General features: G+C 74.0%; 12 protein-coding genes. 4 read left to right on the forward strand and 8 right to left on the reverse strand.

The window, feature by feature from the left end:
* Positions 1 to 4: 4 nt before the first annotated feature.
* From J7462_RS20315 to J7462_RS20330, 4 genes are all read right to left on the reverse strand, one after another.
* Positions 5 to 994 carry an alpha-ketoacid dehydrogenase subunit beta gene (locus tag J7462_RS20315; protein WP_219465503.1) on the reverse strand — a complete coding sequence of 330 codons (990 nt, stop codon included), beginning with the start codon at positions 992 to 994 and terminating at the stop codon, positions 5 to 7.
* Positions 994 to 2,172, reverse strand: a complete 1,179-nt coding sequence (gene pdhA, locus J7462_RS20320; protein WP_208565281.1) for a pyruvate dehydrogenase (acetyl-transferring) E1 component subunit alpha — start codon at positions 2,170 to 2,172, stop codon at positions 994 to 996. The genes J7462_RS20315 and pdhA overlap by 1 nt, the downstream gene beginning before the upstream one ends.
* Before the next feature lie 684 nt (positions 2,173 to 2,856).
* Entirely contained in the window at positions 2,857 to 3,021 is a 165-nt protein-coding gene (locus J7462_RS20325; RefSeq protein ID WP_219465504.1) for a hypothetical protein, read from the reverse strand.
* Positions 3,022 to 3,024: 3 nt separating this feature from the next.
* Entirely contained in the window at positions 3,025 to 3,201 is a 177-nt protein-coding gene (locus J7462_RS20330) for a hypothetical protein (RefSeq protein WP_219465505.1), read from the reverse strand.
* A gap of 734 nt (positions 3,202 to 3,935) precedes the next feature.
* Between J7462_RS20330 and J7462_RS20335 the strand changes: the two genes are divergently transcribed.
* Positions 3,936 to 4,511, forward strand: a complete 576-nt coding sequence (locus tag J7462_RS20335) for a phosphatase PAP2 family protein (protein WP_308290962.1) — start codon at positions 3,936 to 3,938, stop codon at positions 4,509 to 4,511.
* Between the two features lie 255 nt (positions 4,512 to 4,766).
* Here the strand turns inward: J7462_RS20335 and J7462_RS20340 are convergent, their stop codons facing one another.
* The gene (locus J7462_RS20340) at positions 4,767 to 5,453 is read right to left on the reverse strand and encodes an NUDIX domain-containing protein (RefSeq protein ID WP_219465507.1); all 687 of its coding nucleotides are present in this window, start codon (positions 5,451 to 5,453) and stop codon (positions 4,767 to 4,769) included.
* A gap of 76 nt (positions 5,454 to 5,529) precedes the next feature.
* On the opposite strand from J7462_RS20340, the gene J7462_RS20345 reads away from it, so the two are divergent.
* Both J7462_RS20345 and J7462_RS20350 read left to right on the forward strand, forming a co-directional pair.
* Entirely contained in the window at positions 5,530 to 6,639 is a 1,110-nt protein-coding gene (locus J7462_RS20345) for an SPFH domain-containing protein (protein ID WP_219465510.1), read from the forward strand.
* Positions 6,636 to 7,547, forward strand: a complete 912-nt coding sequence (locus J7462_RS20350; protein WP_219465512.1) for a hypothetical protein — start codon at positions 6,636 to 6,638, stop codon at positions 7,545 to 7,547. The genes J7462_RS20345 and J7462_RS20350 overlap by 4 nt, the downstream gene beginning before the upstream one ends.
* Positions 7,548 to 7,650: 103 nt before the next feature.
* On the opposite strand, the gene J7462_RS20355 is transcribed toward J7462_RS20350, so the two are convergent.
* Genes J7462_RS20355 through J7462_RS20365 form a run of 3 tightly spaced genes read right to left on the reverse strand, consistent with a single transcriptional unit; the run spans position 7,651 to position 12,463 of the window.
* Positions 7,651 to 8,877 (reverse strand): hypothetical protein, encoded by a 1,227-nt coding sequence (locus J7462_RS20355; RefSeq protein WP_219465514.1) that lies wholly within the window; start codon positions 8,875 to 8,877, stop codon positions 7,651 to 7,653.
* Positions 8,878 to 8,930: 53 nt separating this feature from the next.
* Complete coding sequence (locus J7462_RS20360; RefSeq protein WP_308290963.1) at positions 8,931 to 10,613, reverse strand: GTPase; 1,683 nt, start codon at positions 10,611 to 10,613, stop codon at positions 8,931 to 8,933.
* Entirely contained in the window at positions 10,610 to 12,463 is a 1,854-nt protein-coding gene (locus J7462_RS20365; protein WP_219465516.1) for a GTPase domain-containing protein, read from the reverse strand. The genes J7462_RS20360 and J7462_RS20365 overlap by 4 nt, the downstream gene beginning before the upstream one ends.
* A 208-nt stretch (positions 12,464 to 12,671) precedes the next feature.
* Here J7462_RS20365 and dnaK point away from each other — a divergent pair, with 208 nt between their 5' ends.
* A complete protein-coding gene (gene dnaK / locus J7462_RS20370) occupies positions 12,672 to 14,549 on the forward strand; it encodes a molecular chaperone DnaK (RefSeq protein WP_219465519.1) in 1,878 nt (625 codons plus the stop codon).
* The last annotated feature ends 33 nt before the right edge of the window (positions 14,550 to 14,582 follow it).

A 14,582-nucleotide genomic window follows, 5' to 3' on the forward strand; every position in this document is an offset into this window, starting at 1 on the left:
GCGCTCACCAGCCGAAGGTGCGGTCGACGGCGTCGAGCACCCGGTCGAGGTCGGGCAGGTACTCCTCCTCCACCCGGCTCGCCGGGTAGGGGGTGTCGAAACCGGTGACCCGCAGCACCGGCGACTCCAGGGAGTAGAAACACTCCTCGGTGACCCGGGCCGCGATCTCCGAGCCCAGCCCCAGGTTGCCCGGGGCCTCGTGGACGACCACGCACCGGCCGGTGCGCCGCACCGACTCGTAGACGGCGGTCAGGTCCAGCGGCGAGAGCGTACGCAGGTCGACGACCTCCAGCTCCCGGCCGTCCTCGGCGGCGGCGGTCGCCGCGTCCAGCGCGGTACGCACCATCGGGCCGTACGCCAACACGGTCGCGTCGGTGCCCGGCCGCACCACCCGGGCGGCGTGCAACGGGTACGCCCCGGACAACGGGGCGTCCAGGTCGACCGGACCCTTCTCCCAGTAGCGCCGCTTCGGCTCCAGGAAGACGATCGGGTCGTCCGAGGCGATCGCCTGCTGGATCATCACGTACGCGTCCTGCGGATTGGCGCAGGTCACCACCTTCAGCCCGGCGGTGTGCGCGAAGTACGCCTCCGGCGACTCGGAGTGGTGCTCCACCGCGCCGATGCCCCCGCCGTAGGGGATCCGGATCACCATCGGGATGGTGACCTTGCCCTGCGAGCGGTAGTGCATCTTGGCCACCTGCGACACGATCTGGTCGTACGCCGGGTAGACGAAGCCGTCGAACTGGATCTCGCAGATCGGCCGGAAACCCCTGATGGCCAGGCCGACGGCGGTGCCGATGATGCCGGACTCGGCCAGCGGGGTGTCGATCACCCGCTGGTCGCCGAAGTCCTTCTGCAACCCGTCGGTGATCCGGAAGACGCCGCCGAGCTTGCCGACGTCCTCGCCCATGATGACGACCTTCGGGTCGTTCTCCAGGGCCCGACGCAGACCGGTGTTGAGGGCCTTGCCGAGGGTGAGCGTCTCCGTGGCCATCAGTGCGCGCTCCCCTCGAACGACTCCAGGTAGGTGCTGAACCGGGCCCGCTGGGCGTCCAACTCGGGCGAGCCGTGCGGGTAGACGTGGTCGAACATCGACACCGGGGCCGGGTCGGGCAGTTCGAGCACCCGTTCGCGCAGGTGCACCGCCTCGGCGCGGGCCTGCTCGTCGACCTCGGCGAAGAACGCGTCGTCGGCGATCTGCTGCTTGTCGAGGAACGCCTTCATCCGGGCGATCGGGTCCTTGGCCTGCCAGGCCTCGACCTCACTGGCGATCCGGTAACGGGTCGGGTCGTCCGAGGTGGTGTGCGCGCCCATCCGGTAGGTGTACGCCTCGATCAGGCTGGGGCCCTGGCCGAGCCGGGCGTTGTCCAGCGCATGCCGGGTCACCGCGTACGACGCGAGCACGTCGTTGCCGTCGACCCGGACACCGGGGAAGCCGAAACCGCCGGCCCGCCGGTAGAGCGGCACCCGGGTCTGGCGTTCCAGCGGCTCGGAGATGGCGTACTGGTTGTTCTGGCAGAAGAAGACCAGCGGGGCGTTGAAGACGCTGGCCCAGACGAACGCCTCGTTGACGTCGCCCTGACTGGTGGCGCCGTCGCCGAAGTAGGCGATCACCGCCTCGCCGTCCTCGGTGCCGGTCTTGCCGTCCATGTGGACGCCCATGGCGTACCCGGTCGCGTGCAGGGTCTGCGCCCCGATGACGATCGTGTACATGTTGAACTTGAACTCGTTCGGGTCCCAGCCGCCCTGGTCGACGCCACGGAACAGGCCGAGCGGCATGATCGGGTCGATGCCCCGGCAGTAGAGGACGCCGTGCTCCCGGTAGGTCGGGAACGCCATGTCCTGGCTGCGCAGCGCCCGTCCGGAGCCGACCTGGGCCGCCTCCTGACCGAGCAGCGAGGCCCACAGGCCCAGCTCGCCCTGCCGCTGCAACGCGGTCGCCTCGGCGTCGAGCTTGCGGACCAGCACGAGGTCGCGGTAGAGGCCGCGGTACTCCTCGTCGGTGAAGTCGACGCGGTACTCGGTGCCGTCCGGGCCGGTCGCGCTCTCGATCCGCTCCCCGGTGGGGGTGAGCAGCTGTACGAGTTCCGGCTCAGCGGTCGCGGCGGCTCGCCGGGACCGGGGTGCGGCTCGCCGGCCGCGGCTGGAGACCGCAGGGTCGCCCTTTGCCATCCGTCTCTCCCTGTCGTGTCTGTGCCCGAGCCGGGGGGTCACCCGTCCGCGCACAACGTGCGCCGGCCCGGCTGTTGCCGGACTGGTTCCTGGCGGCCGTGCCTAGCCCCGGTGGGGGTTGCCGCACGACCTGAGCCGGATCCATGGGTCGAACCCGGTTCGGGAGCGTCGGCGAGCAGCCATGCCTGCCACGGGGTACGCGGAGGTGCGGCTGCGTTGCCGTCGTGCCTGAATGATTGCAGAGGAGGTGAGCGGCCCCACAGTATGGCCCTCCCGCCGGTGACGACATGTCCGCTTGGTGACCCGTGGACTTTTTTGTCGCCGTGCCGCGCCTGCGCCGGCCGGGCCTGCGCCTGCGCCCGCGCGGGCCGCGCCGATGTCGGGCGATCGTCGCCGGACCGGCCGGGTGACGGACTTTTTGTGTGTCGACACGCTGTGGTGCCTGGTGAACTGGGCGTCACTGGGTCAAGCTGACCGGTATTGGTGGGCGTTTGGCGCATAATGTCCGTTCTGATCCGTGCTGCCCACCGGCGAACACGTCCAGGTCGACGAGGGAGTTGCGGTGTCCGAGCCAGGTGACGGTCCTCCGGTCCCCCTCCTCGGCCGGCACCGGGCCGGCGGCGGCAGCTACCGGCGGATGATCGGCGTCCACCGGGCACCCGGCGTCGGTGCGCCGCACCGGGGCTACCTGTTCACCGTCGCCCTGCTCGCCGGGGCCGCCTCGATGCCGGTGCTCGCCGCGATCAGCGCCGGCTCGGCCACCGTGGGCAGCACCGCGTTGCCGGACGAGGGCACCCCGTTCCTGCCCACCCCGTCGGTCGGGCCGGTCGTCGTCCCGGTGCCCGCCACCGGTCAACCGGCCCGCCCACCGGCCACCGCACCGGCACCGCCCGCCACCGCCCCGGCTCCCGCCACCACCGGCCCCGTCCACCGTCGGGCTGTGCCCGCCGCCACGCCCCGGCCGATCCGCCGGACGTCGGCACCCAACGCGCCGTCCCATCCCACCCCCACCCCCCACCCGACCCCCACCGCCACACCCCACCCCACGCCGAGCCCGAGTCCGGACCCGGACCCGGACGTCGAGCCGACCGCCACCCTCTCCGAGCCACCGCCGGACCCGTCGCCGACCTCGGCACCCTCCGACACCGCCACGCCCACCTCCGCACCCCCGCCCACCCCCACCCCCGCACCCACGTCGACCCCGGAGCCCGCCCCGACGCCCGGGTCCACGTCGCCCCCGCGTCCACCCCGACGCCAGGCCAGACCGCCACCCCGAGCCCCGACCCACCTTCACGGTCACGCTGGTCCCCACCGCGCGGCCCCGACCCACCGCGACGGCGATCCCGGCCGGCACGACCCACCCCACGCGTCCACGGTCGCAGACCCGTCCCGTACCGCGCATCGGACCAACCGCCGGTCGCCCGTCGATCCCGGTCGCCCGCCCGTCGGCCACCCCGGTCCCCGCACCGCAGGCACCCGCCGTACCCGTGTCGCAGACCTCCGCCGGGTCCGCGTCGACCCTCCACGACACCACCGACCCGGACGGTACGGTGACGAGCGAAGCCGCAGGCTGAGCCGCGGCGGCCCGGATGCCGTCGGTCGACCCGTCGACCACTGCGGTGTGCCGGATCGGGCACCACGGATGCGGGGGCGGAACGCTGAGTACGCGCGACGAGGGCGGCGACCGGGCCGCCCCCGACCTGGCCGACCCTGCTCCGTTCGGAGGGTCACCTGCCGCTGCCGAGCCGGTCGGGTCGGGGGCGGTGGCGACCCGGGTGGCCCGGCTGGTGACCGAGGTGACCGCGCCGGCCGTGCTGGTCACCGCGCTGACCGTGGTGATCGGCTGGCACGGTGCGGGTGGGGCGCGCGGACTGGCCTGGGGGCTGCTCGCCACGGTCTTCGCCGCCGGTATCCCGTTCACGTATATCCTGGGTGGGGTGCGGCGGGGTCGACTCACCGATCATCACATCGGTCGCCGCGAGCAGCGTCGGGTGCCGCTGCTGCTCGGGCTCGCCTCGGCGGCCACCGGGCTGGCCCTGCTCGCGGCGCTCGGTGCACCGCGCCCGGTGCTGGCCCTGGTCGCGGCCGGGGTGGTCGGCCTGGTGGTCGCGGTGGCGGTCAGTCACTGGTGGAAGATGTCCATCCACTCGGCGGTGGCCGCCGGCACGCTGGTGGTGCTGGTGCTCACCTTCGGCCCCCGGCTGCTGCCGGCCGTGCCGCTGCTCGCCCTGGTCGGCTGGTCCCGGGTGCGGCTGCGCGACCACACGGTCGCGCAGGTCGTGGTGGGCGCGCTGGTCGGCGGCCTGGTGGCCGGGCTGGTCTACGCGCCGCTCTCCTGAGCCCTCGTGCCGAGCCGGGCAGACCTGGCGCAGCGCCCAGACCGGTCGCAGCGCCCGGCGACCGGTGCCGGTGGGACGGGTGCCGGTGGGATCGGTGCCGGGTGGTCGGTCCGGGCAGTGACGAGGTCGGGGGCGGTGATCCGGTCCGGGCAGTGCCCCGGTCCGGGCAGTGACGAGGTTCGGGCGGTGACGAGGTTCGGGCGGTGACGAGGTCCGGGCGGTGGTCCGGTCGGGGCGTCGGGCCCGGCGGGCGGTTCAGGGTTCGGGGCGGAGCATGGGCGGGTGGAGCCGGGTGGCCGGGCCCCGGCGGAACAGTTGGGCAGGTCGCCCCCGGTCGCCCTCGGTGGCCCGGCCGGCGGGGCTGACGAAGCCGGGGGTGCCGGTGACCTTGCGGTGGAAGTTGCGCGGGTCCAGCCGGGTGCCCCAGACCGTCTCGTAGACGGCCCGCAGCTGGGCCACGGTGAATTCGGGCGGGCAGAAGGCGCTGGCCAGCGGGGTGTACTCCAGCTTCGCGCGGGCCCGTTCCAGGCCGTCGGCGACGATCCGGTCGTGGTCGAAGGCGAGCTGGCCGGGGGTGAGCCGGTCGACCGGCACCCACTCCGCCGAGGCGGCGTCCGAGCCGGCCACCGGGGTGGGCAGGTCGGGCAGCAGGGCCAGCCAGGCGACGGTGACCACCCGTCCGCGCGGGTCGCGGTCCGGCCGGCCGTACGTGCCGAGCTGCTCCAGGTGGCCGGCCGGCTCGGGGAGCCCGGTCTCCTCGGTCAGCTCCCGGACGGCGGCGTCGGGCAGATCCTCGTCGATGCCGACGAAGCCGCCGGGCAGCGCCCACCGGCCCTCGTCCGGTGGGATGCCCCGGCGGACCAGCAGCAGGTGCAGCGCGTCGGCGCGCACGGTGAGGACCACCAGGTCCACCGTCACGGCGAAGGGCGGGTAGTCGGTCATCTCTTTATCACCACCTTGACGATAACCTATCAGAGTTGTTATCGTCGGGTAGACGAAAAAGAGGAAGGTGTGAGACATGGCCGACGTGACGAGGCGACTCTTCCTGCGCCACCTGCGCGGGACACCGACCAACTGGGTGCGGCTGCACGTCGACGGGCGGGTCCGGCGGGAAGGGACCGGCCAGTCGTTCTGGTACCGACCGCTGACCGCCGTGCTGAGCGAGGTGCCGGTCGACGACCGGGAGCTGCCGCTGCTCTTCCACGCGCGTACCGGCGACTTCGCCGACATCACCGTCCAGGCCACCGTGACCTACCGGGTGGCCGACCCGACGCTGGCCGCCGCCCGGCTCGACTTCTCGATCGACCCGCGCACCGGTAAGGCCCGGTCCCGACCGCTCGACCAGGTGGCCACCCTGCTGGCCGAGCTGGCCCAGCAGCCCGCCCTGGACCTGCTCTCCCGGGTCCCGCTGGCCGAGGCGCTGACCACGATCGCGCCCATCCGGGAGGCGGTCTCCGCAGCGCTCGACACCGAGCCCCGGCTCGCCGACATCGGGGTGGCCGTGGTCAGCGCCCGGGTGGTCGCCGTCCGGCCCGAACCCGAGCTGGAACGCGCCCTGCAGACCCCCACCCGGGAGGCCGTGCAGGTGCAGGCCGACCGGGCCACCTACGCCCGCCGGGCCCAGGCCGTCGAGCAGGAACGCGGCATCGCCGAGAACGAACTCCAGAACAAGATCGAGCTGGCCCGCCGGGAACAGCAGCTCGTCGAGCAGCACGGCGCGAACACCCGCCGCCGGGTCGAACTCGACGCCGCCGCCGAGCTGGCCACCGCCCAGGGCAAGGCGGAGCGGGAACAGGTCGCCAACGCCGCCGCCGCCGAACGGGCCCGGGTGTCCGCCACCGCCGAGGCGGACAAGGAACGGCTGCTCGCCGCCGGTGCCGCCGACAAGGAACGGGTGCTCGCCGTGGCCAAAGCCGAGACGGTACGCGCCGTCGGCGCCGCCGAGGCCGAGGCGGAGGCGGCGAAGCTGGCCACGTACGCCACCCTGCCGCCCGGGGTGCTGCAAGCCCTCACCGTCCGGGAACTCGCCGGCCAGCTCCCGCCGATCGGCCAGCTCACCGTCACCCCGGACCTGCTGGCCGACCTGCTCGGCCGGCTCACCGGCCCGACCGGGACGGTGGACCGGTGAGCGGCACACTGACCCCCCGGGTGGTGGTGGTCCGCCGCCGCAGCGAGCTGGAGGAGCTGCTCGCCCGGCACGGCACCCGGGCGGCGGCCCAGTGGTACCTGCGCGCCCGGGGCCGGGACCTGGCCGAGGTGGTGGACCGGCACGAGGCCCTCCAGACGGCGCTGACCGCCGTCGGGGCCGCCGTACCGGCCGACTGGCGGCGCGGCACGGTCGACCGGGACGACCTGCCCCGGTTCCTGTTCGGCCCGGAGGACGTGATCGTCGCCGTCGGCCCGGACGGCCTCGTCGCCAACGTGGCGAAGTACCTCACCGGGCAACCCGTCGTCGGCGTCGACCCGGAACCGGGCCGCAACGCCGGGGTGCTGGTCCGCTGCACCGGCGACCAGATGGCCGCCCTGCTGCCGGCGGTGGCCGCCGGGACCGCGCCGCTGCGCCACCGGGCCATGGTCCGGGCCACCCTCGACGACGGACAGGAACTCGTCGGCCTCAACGAGGTGTACGTCGGGCACGCGTCCCACCAGTCGGCCCGCTACCTGCTCGACGTCGGCGGGGACGGCCGGCCCCGGCAGGAACGGCAGTCGTCCTCCGGGGTGGTCGTCGGCACCGGCACCGGGGCCACCGGCTGGTGCGCCTCGATCGCCCGGGACCGGTCGGCAGCCGTCCCGCCGCCCGCCCCGCAGGAGCCGGCCCTGTGCTGGTACGTGCGGGAGGCGTGGCCCTCACCGGTCACCGGGGTCGAGCTGGTCGCCGGCCGGCTCGACGGCACCGACGCGCTGGAGCTGACCGCCGAGTCCGACGGTCTGGTGGCGTTCGCCGACGGGCTGGAGGCCGACCGGCTGACCCTGCGGTGGGGCCAGCGGGTACGCCTCGACGTCGCCCCCGGCCGGCTGGCCCTGGTCGAGCCGTAGACCGGCCGGGGACGTCACGGGGCCACCCCGGCGCGTCGCCGGGTGGTCAGCGCGTCGCCGGGTGGTCAGCGCGTCGCCAGGCCCGCAGCGCGTCGTCGGACGGTCAGGGGGTGTCGTCCCCCAGCCGTTGCCGGTTGGCCTCGATCCAGGCGTCCAGGGCGACCGGGTCGTCGGGGTCGATGCCGTCAGCCATCAGCTGGGCCACCGCCGCCGTCGCCGGGCTGCGCCGCTCGCCTGTTGAATAGAGCCGGGCGAACTCCGGCACCAACTCCTCGATCGCCTCGTCGGTCTGGGTGCCGGCCCGTTCGGGCAGCCCCCGCCGCCGGGCCGCGAACGCCGCCCAGGCCCGCAGCACCCGGGGCAGCAACGCCGCGTCGTCCATGTCCAGCACGGCCCGCCGGTGCACCCAGTCGAGCAGGAACAACCCGGCCACCGCCGGGCTCCAGCGCAACGGGTCGGCGTCCGGGAAGCTCGCCGAGTGGTCGAAGAGCAGCCCCAGGCAGAAGTGCAGCGAGGCCAGCTCGGCGTCGCTGTCGAGGGTGTTCAGCCCATGGCGGGCCGCCTCGGGGGAGGACAGGAAAGCCCGGACCAGCGTGGTGCGCTCGTCGGCGCTGAGCGGCTGCGCGTCCCAGCCGGTGGTGCCGGCGCTCGGCTCGGGCAGCACCGCCAGCCGTGCCCCGACCAACGCCCGGTCGGTGGCGAGCGAACCCTCGGCGGGCAGGTCACCCAGGTCGTCGGTGATCGTCAGGTGACGACCCACCTCGCCGTGCATCCGGGCCGGGTCCTCCTCCCGGAACCATGTCAGGTCGTCGTCGGCGCACATCTGCCGGACCTGCTCCAGGATCCGTTCGGCCGGCCCGCCGACGAAGACGTCCTTGGTGATGCCGATGTTGTGGTCGACCAGTGCCACCAGGGCGTGCTCCGGGCCGCCCGACTCGTCGTCGTAGGCGAAGGTGGCCAGGTAGGAGGTCTGGTCGCCGTACACGTCGCCGTACGACCAGGTGCCGGTGAGGTGGACCCGGCCGAGCTGACCGGCCCAGGCCGGGGCCTGCGCGCCGGGGCGGACCTTCGCCGCGCCCTCGGCATCGGGCACCAGCGCGGCGAAGACCTGACGGATGGTGGTGGCGGCGGCCGTCCGGCGGCGGGAGGTGGCGGCGAGGAAACCGGAGACGAATTCCCGGACCGCCGTTTCCCGGTCGGTCTCGGCGATCGCGTAGACGCTGCCCAGCAGCGCCGTGCCGAGCATCTCGGCGTCGAGCGCGCAGTCCAGCCTGGTCACGTCGCGGGCCGCGGAGAGCACCGCGTCGTAGGGGGTCTTTGGCGTGGCCATGGCACGACCCTACGCCGCCGCGCAGCCCCGGACACCTGTGCCGGCGGCGGCGTTCACCGGGTGGCGTCCTGCCAGGCGCAGCGGGCGAGGGCGTACCGGTCGAGGAGGGCCCGGACGGGGATGAGGACGTACTCCGCGCCGACCCGGGCGACCGCCTCGGTGAGCCGCTGCTCGGCCCGCTGTCGGGCCCGTCGGGCCGCCCAGCGGATCACCGGCCGGGTCACCGCGGCCACCAGCAGACCGGCGAGCAGCCCACCGAGCAGGAGCACGGTCGGCAACGGTGCCTCCCCCACCCGGGGATAGTCCAGCGCCGGCAGACCCAGGGCACGCAGCGCGTAGCCGAGCACCAGCCAGCCGAGCCCGGCCACGGCGGCGAGGGTGACCAGCCACTGGAGGGCACCGACCAGCCGCCACCAGAACGGCCGGCGGTCCATGCCCAGGTCGGTGCCGGCGACCGCGCCGTCCAGCGCGTCCGGCAGGTCGGCCAGCCGGGACCGGGCGGCGGCGGTCACCGCGGCCGGCCAGGGTGCCGGGAGTTTCTCGCCGGACCGGTGGCCGACGGCGCGGATGGCCAGCCCGAGGGCGGACTGCTGGGCGGCTGTCGGGTCGGGCACGGAGGTGGCAGCGAGCACGGGCTCCGCCGGGCGCTGCGGATCGGTGGTCGGGCCGGGCAGGTGCAGCCGGTGCAGCGGGTCGGGGCGCAGTTTGCGCCAGCCGCGTACCAACGGCCAGCCGGTGGCCCCGCCGGCCCGGTGCCGGTACGCCCCCTCGACCGCGGCGGCCACCGCCGGCACCCCGGCCGACTCGGCCAACGCCCGGTCCAGGGCGCGGACCGTCGCGGCGTCCGGGACGTGCCCCGGGGCTTCGACGGCGACCAGTTCGCCCAGGGACGCCGCCACCGTGTCGGCGTCGCCGGAGAGCCGGCGCAGCGCGGCCTGCCGGTCCGACACCGCCCGTTCCAGCGCCTCCCGCAGCCCGGTCATCCCGTCCGGCTCGACCGCCGTGGTGGCCAGCAGCGGCACCCCGTCGAGCCCGTCGACGTCGAGCAGCCGGCGCAGGTCGGCCAGCACCCGGGGCAGCTCGGCCGGGGGCAGCCGGTCGGCCTGGTTGAGCACCACCACCGTCACCTCCCGGTGCCGGTGGAACTCGCGCAGGTAGCTGTTGTGGATCACCCGGTCGGCGTACTTCTGCGGGTCGACCACCCAGACCACCAGGTCGACCAGGCCGAGCAGCCGGTCCACCTCCAGCCGGTGGGACCGTTGCACCGAGTCGAAGTCGGGCAGGTCGAGCAGGATCAGACCGTGCAGGGCGGACTCGTCGTCGCCGTCGAGCGCGCTCTCCCGGACGAACCGGTGCCGGGGCAGCACCCCGACCCAGTCGAGCAGCCGGTTGCCGCCGTCCAGCGGCCCCCAGACGCAGGCGTGCGCTACACCGGTGGTGGGCCGGCGCACCCCGACCGGGGAGAGTTCCATCCCGGCCAGGGAGTTGAACAGGCTGGACTTGCCGCTGCCGGTGGCGCCGGCCAACGCCACGACGGTGTGGTCCCGGGACAGCGACAACCGGGTGCCGGCCCGCTCGACCAGGGTGTGCGCGCCGACCAGCCGGGTGTCGGGCACCTCGCCGTCGACCGCGTCGAGGAACCGGCGGATCGCGTCGAGGCGGGCCACCAGCGCGTCGGCGTCGACCCGCTGTTCACCCCGGAGCGCCTCGCGCATCCGACCGACGATGTTGGTCACCGGGTGCCGTCCTCGGAGGTCGGGGTCGGGATCGGTAGGGCCTGGCCGGTCTGCCCGGCGAGGCCGCTGTGGTGCCGGGCCAGCTCGACCCGGCCGCCGGCCCGGCGCAGCGCCGCGCCGACCTCCGCACCGGGTCGGGCCCCGTCGGTGCGGGCCAGGTAGCGGCCCGCCTCCTCGTCCAGCAGCGCGCGGACCCGTTCCAGCAGGTCACCCCGGGCCTTCGCGGCGAGGGTACGCACCGCCTGGTCGCCGAAGATCGCCTGGAGTACGGCCTGCGCGGCGACGGTGGTGCCGGCCCCGGTGGCCACCTCCAGCCCGGTCGGGATGAACGCGGTGGAGGCGAAGACGGCGATCATCACGGCCAGCCCGGTGGCGTTGACCGCGTACGCGGCCGTCCGGGCCACGAACCGCCGGTCGCCGCCCTCCTCCCGGACCAGCTCCAGCACCCCGCGCTGCCAGTCCCGGACCAGCCGCTCGGCCCGCTCGGGCAGGTCGGCCGACGGGTGCGCCAGCGGCGGGTCGAGTAGCGCGGCCCCGGCCGGGTTCGCCTTCCAGGCGGTGTACGCGTTCTCCGCCGCCTCGGAGGCGACCCCGCGCAGCAGGGTGACCAACTGTGACTCGATGGCGTTGCGCAGGTCGGTGGCGGGGGTGGCGGGCCGGCCGGTTACCGCGGCGACGACCCGGTCGCGCAGCCGGCCGATCCGGGCCTCCAGCGTCCGGAAGAACTCGCCGGTGCCGACGAACTCCTGCCAGCGGGCGAGGACCTCGCCGCGGAGCAGCCGGCCGTCCTTCAGCCCTTCGGTGACGGTCCGGTGCGCGCCCTGGTAGGCGGCCCGGACCCGGTCGTCGAGGGCGTCGGCGGCGACCATCTGCTCGTCGGCCGCGTCGGCGAGCATCTCCACCGTCGGGTGCAGTGAGGCGAGTGCGCCGTCGAGGGTCTGCCGGACCACGGCGGCCCGGGCCTCGGCGTCGGCGGCGAGCCGGGCGAACCAGGTGCCCAGCGGTGCGGTGACCCGGTCGGGCAGCAGGCCCTGGCCGTCGACCCAGGTCTCCGGCAGGACGAACAGCGGTGCCGCGCCCAACTCCTGGGCGGCGAGCATCTCGGACAGGTGGGCGGCGATCTCGTCGGCGGCCTCGGGGGGCACCCGGTCCAGCACCATGGCGATCGCGGCACCCCGGGAGCGGGCGGTACGCAGCAGCTCCCACGGGACGGCGTCGGCGTACCGGGCGGCGGTGGTGACGAAGAGCCAGAGATCGGCGGCGGCGAGCAGTTGGCCGGCGAGGGCCCGGTTGGCGTCGACCACCGAGTCGATGTCGGGGGCGTCGAGGAAGGCCAGCCCCGGGGGGAGCGCGGGCGCGGTGACCAGGTGCAGGGTGCCCGGATCCTCGCTGGGTTCGTTGGTCCGGGTCAGGCCGGGCAGCAGCTCACCCTGGCGGAACCAGGCGGCGTCGGCGGGGTTGCAGACCAGCACCGGGGAGCGGGTGGTGGGGCGGAGCACGCCGGCGGCGCTCACCCGGGCCTGGACCAGGCTGTTGACCAGGGTCGACTTGCCCGCGCCGGTGGAGCCGCCGACGACCACGAGCAGCGGGGCGTCGAGCCGGGCCAGCCGGGGCAGCAGGTAGTCGTCGAGCTGGTCGGTCAGCGCCCGGCCGGTGTGCCGGGCCGGCTCGGCCGAGGGCAGCGCGAGCGGAAACCGGGCCGCGCCGATCGCGGCCCGCAGGCCGGTGAGGGCGGCGGGCAGGCCGTCTCCGGTGGGGCCGGGCGGCGTCTCGTCGGTCTCCGACGGCCCGGTGCGGGCGGCGACGGTGGGCGCGCCGGACCGGGTGGCGGGATCGCCGTGCGTCGTCACCGCTAAAGCGTGCCCGACCGATGCAACAGAGACAACCGGAGGGTAGTAACGGTCGGGTTGCGTCGGGTCGGCTCAAGTCGACTTGCGCTTTGGCGATCGCGTGGCACTATTGAGTCAAGTTCACTCAACTTGTGGTGTGGTCGCTGCGGGCGGCCCTCCCGGGCAGGCCCTCCGACCTGCCCACCCGTAACGAAGCGAGGAAGCGAAGATGGCACGTGCGGTCGGTATCGACCTCGGCACGACGAACTCCTGCGTCAGCGTTCTCGAGGGCGGTGAGCCCACCGTCATCGCCAACGCTGAAGGCTCGCGGACGACCCCGTCGATCGTCGCGTTCGCCCGTAACGGCGAGGTGCTCGTCGGTGAGGTCGCGAAGCGCCAGGCGGTGACCAACCCGGACCGGACCATCCGCTCGGTCAAGCGGGAGATCGGCACCAACTGGACCGTCGACATCGACGGCAAGAAGTACACCCCGCAGGAGATCTCGGCGCGCACGCTGATGAAGCTCAAGCGGGACGCCGAGGCGTACCTGGGTGAGCAGATCACCGACGCGGTGATCACCGTTCCCGCCTACTTCAACGACGGGCAGCGGCAGTCCACCAAGGAGGCCGGTGAGATCGCCGGCTTCAACGTGCTGCGGATCGTCAACGAGCCGACCGCGGCGGCCCTGGCGTACGGGCTGGACAAGGGCTCCAAGGAGCAGACCGTCCTCGTCTTCGACCTGGGCGGCGGCACCTTCGACGTGTCCCTGCTGGAACTGGCCGAGGGCGTCGTCGAGGTCAAGTCGACCAGCGGTGACAACCAGCTCGGCGGTGACGACTGGGACCAGCGGATCATCGACCACCTGGTGAAGACGTTCCGCGGCGAGCACGGCATCGACCTGGGCCAGGACAAGATGGCCCTCCAGCGGCTCCGCGAGGCGGCCGAGAAGGCCAAGATCGAGCTGTCGGCGGCCACCACCACCAACATCAACCTGCCGTACATCACCGCCGGCGCGGCCGGCCCGCTGCACCTGGACGTGACGCTCAGCCGCGCCGAGTTCCAGCGGATGACGCAGGACCTGCTGGACCGCTGCAAGGGCCCGTTCGAGCAGGCCGTGAAGGACGCCGGCATCAAGATCTCCGACGTCGAGCACGTGATCCTGGTCGGCGGCTCCACCCGGATGCCGGCCGTCACCGACCTGGTCAAGCAGCTCACCGGTCGCGACCCCAACAAGGGCGTCAACCCGGACGAGGTCGTCGCCGTCGGCGCGGCCCTGCAGGCTGGCGTGCTCAAGGGTGAGGTCAAGGACGTCCTGCTGCTCGACGTGACCCCGCTGAGCCTGGGCATCGAGACCAAGGGCGGCATCTTCACCAAGCTCATCGAGCGCAACACCACCATCCCGACCAGGCGCTCCGAGGTCTTCACCACGGCCGACGACAACCAGCCGTCGGTGCTGATCCAGGTGTTCCAGGGCGAGCGCGAGATCGCGGCGTACAACAAGAAGCTCGGCACCTTCGAGCTGACCGGCCTCCCGCCGGCGCCGCGTGGCGTGCCGCAGGTCGAGGTCGCCTTCGACATCGACGCCAACGGCATCGTCAACGTGCACGCCAAGGACCTGGGCACCGGCAAGGAACAGAAGATGACGATCACCGGCGGCTCCTCGCTGCCGAAGGACGACATCGAGCGGATGCGCCGCGACGCCGAAGAGCACGCCGACGACGACAAGCGTCGCCGCGAGGAGGCGGAGGCCCGCAACGTGGCCGAGGCGCTCCAGTGGCAGACCGAGAAGTTCCTCGCCGAGAGCGGCGACAAGCTGCCGACGGAGAACCGGGAGCAGCTCAACGAGGCCCTCGGCGAGCTGCGCGGCGCGCTCGGCGGTCAGGACATCGAGAAGATCAAGGCGGCCCACGAGCGGCTCGCCCAGGTCTCCCAGCAGGCCGGTTCGCTGCTCTACGCGCAGCAGGCCGAGCAGGGGGAGCAGCCGGGCGCGGCAGGTCCGGGCGCGGGCGCCGGTGCCGGCGCGGGTGCCGGTGCCGCCGGGGCCCCGAAGGCGGGCGGCCCGGACGACGTGGTCGACGCGGAGATCGTGGACGAGGACAAGAAGTGACGGTCCGCGCCGGACACGAACTCACCGCACAGG

Source organism: Micromonospora sp. RL09-050-HVF-A (genome assembly GCF_019374995.1).
Taxonomy (GTDB): Bacteria; Actinomycetota; Actinomycetes; order Mycobacteriales; family Micromonosporaceae; genus Micromonospora; species Micromonospora antibiotica.

What these genes read in the sequence shown, in the direction of transcription:
- J7462_RS20315 (WP_219465503.1), bottom strand. Translation starts at nt 994, where the DNA reads ATGGCCACGGAGACGCTCACCCTCGGCAAGGCCCTCAACACCGGTCTG.
- pdhA (WP_208565281.1), bottom strand. Translation starts at nt 2,172, where the DNA reads ATGGCAAAGGGCGACCCTGCGGTCTCCAGCCGCGGCCGGCGAGCCGCA.
- J7462_RS20340 (WP_219465507.1), bottom strand. Translation starts at nt 5,453, where the DNA reads ATGACCGACTACCCGCCCTTCGCCGTGACGGTGGACCTGGTGGTCCTC.
- J7462_RS20345 (WP_219465510.1), top strand. Translation starts at nt 5,530, where the DNA reads ATGGCCGACGTGACGAGGCGACTCTTCCTGCGCCACCTGCGCGGGACA.
- J7462_RS20355 (WP_219465514.1), bottom strand. Translation starts at nt 8,877, where the DNA reads ATGGCCACGCCAAAGACCCCCTACGACGCGGTGCTCTCCGCGGCCCGC.
- dnaK (WP_219465519.1), top strand. Translation starts at nt 12,672, where the DNA reads ATGGCACGTGCGGTCGGTATCGACCTCGGCACGACGAACTCCTGCGTC.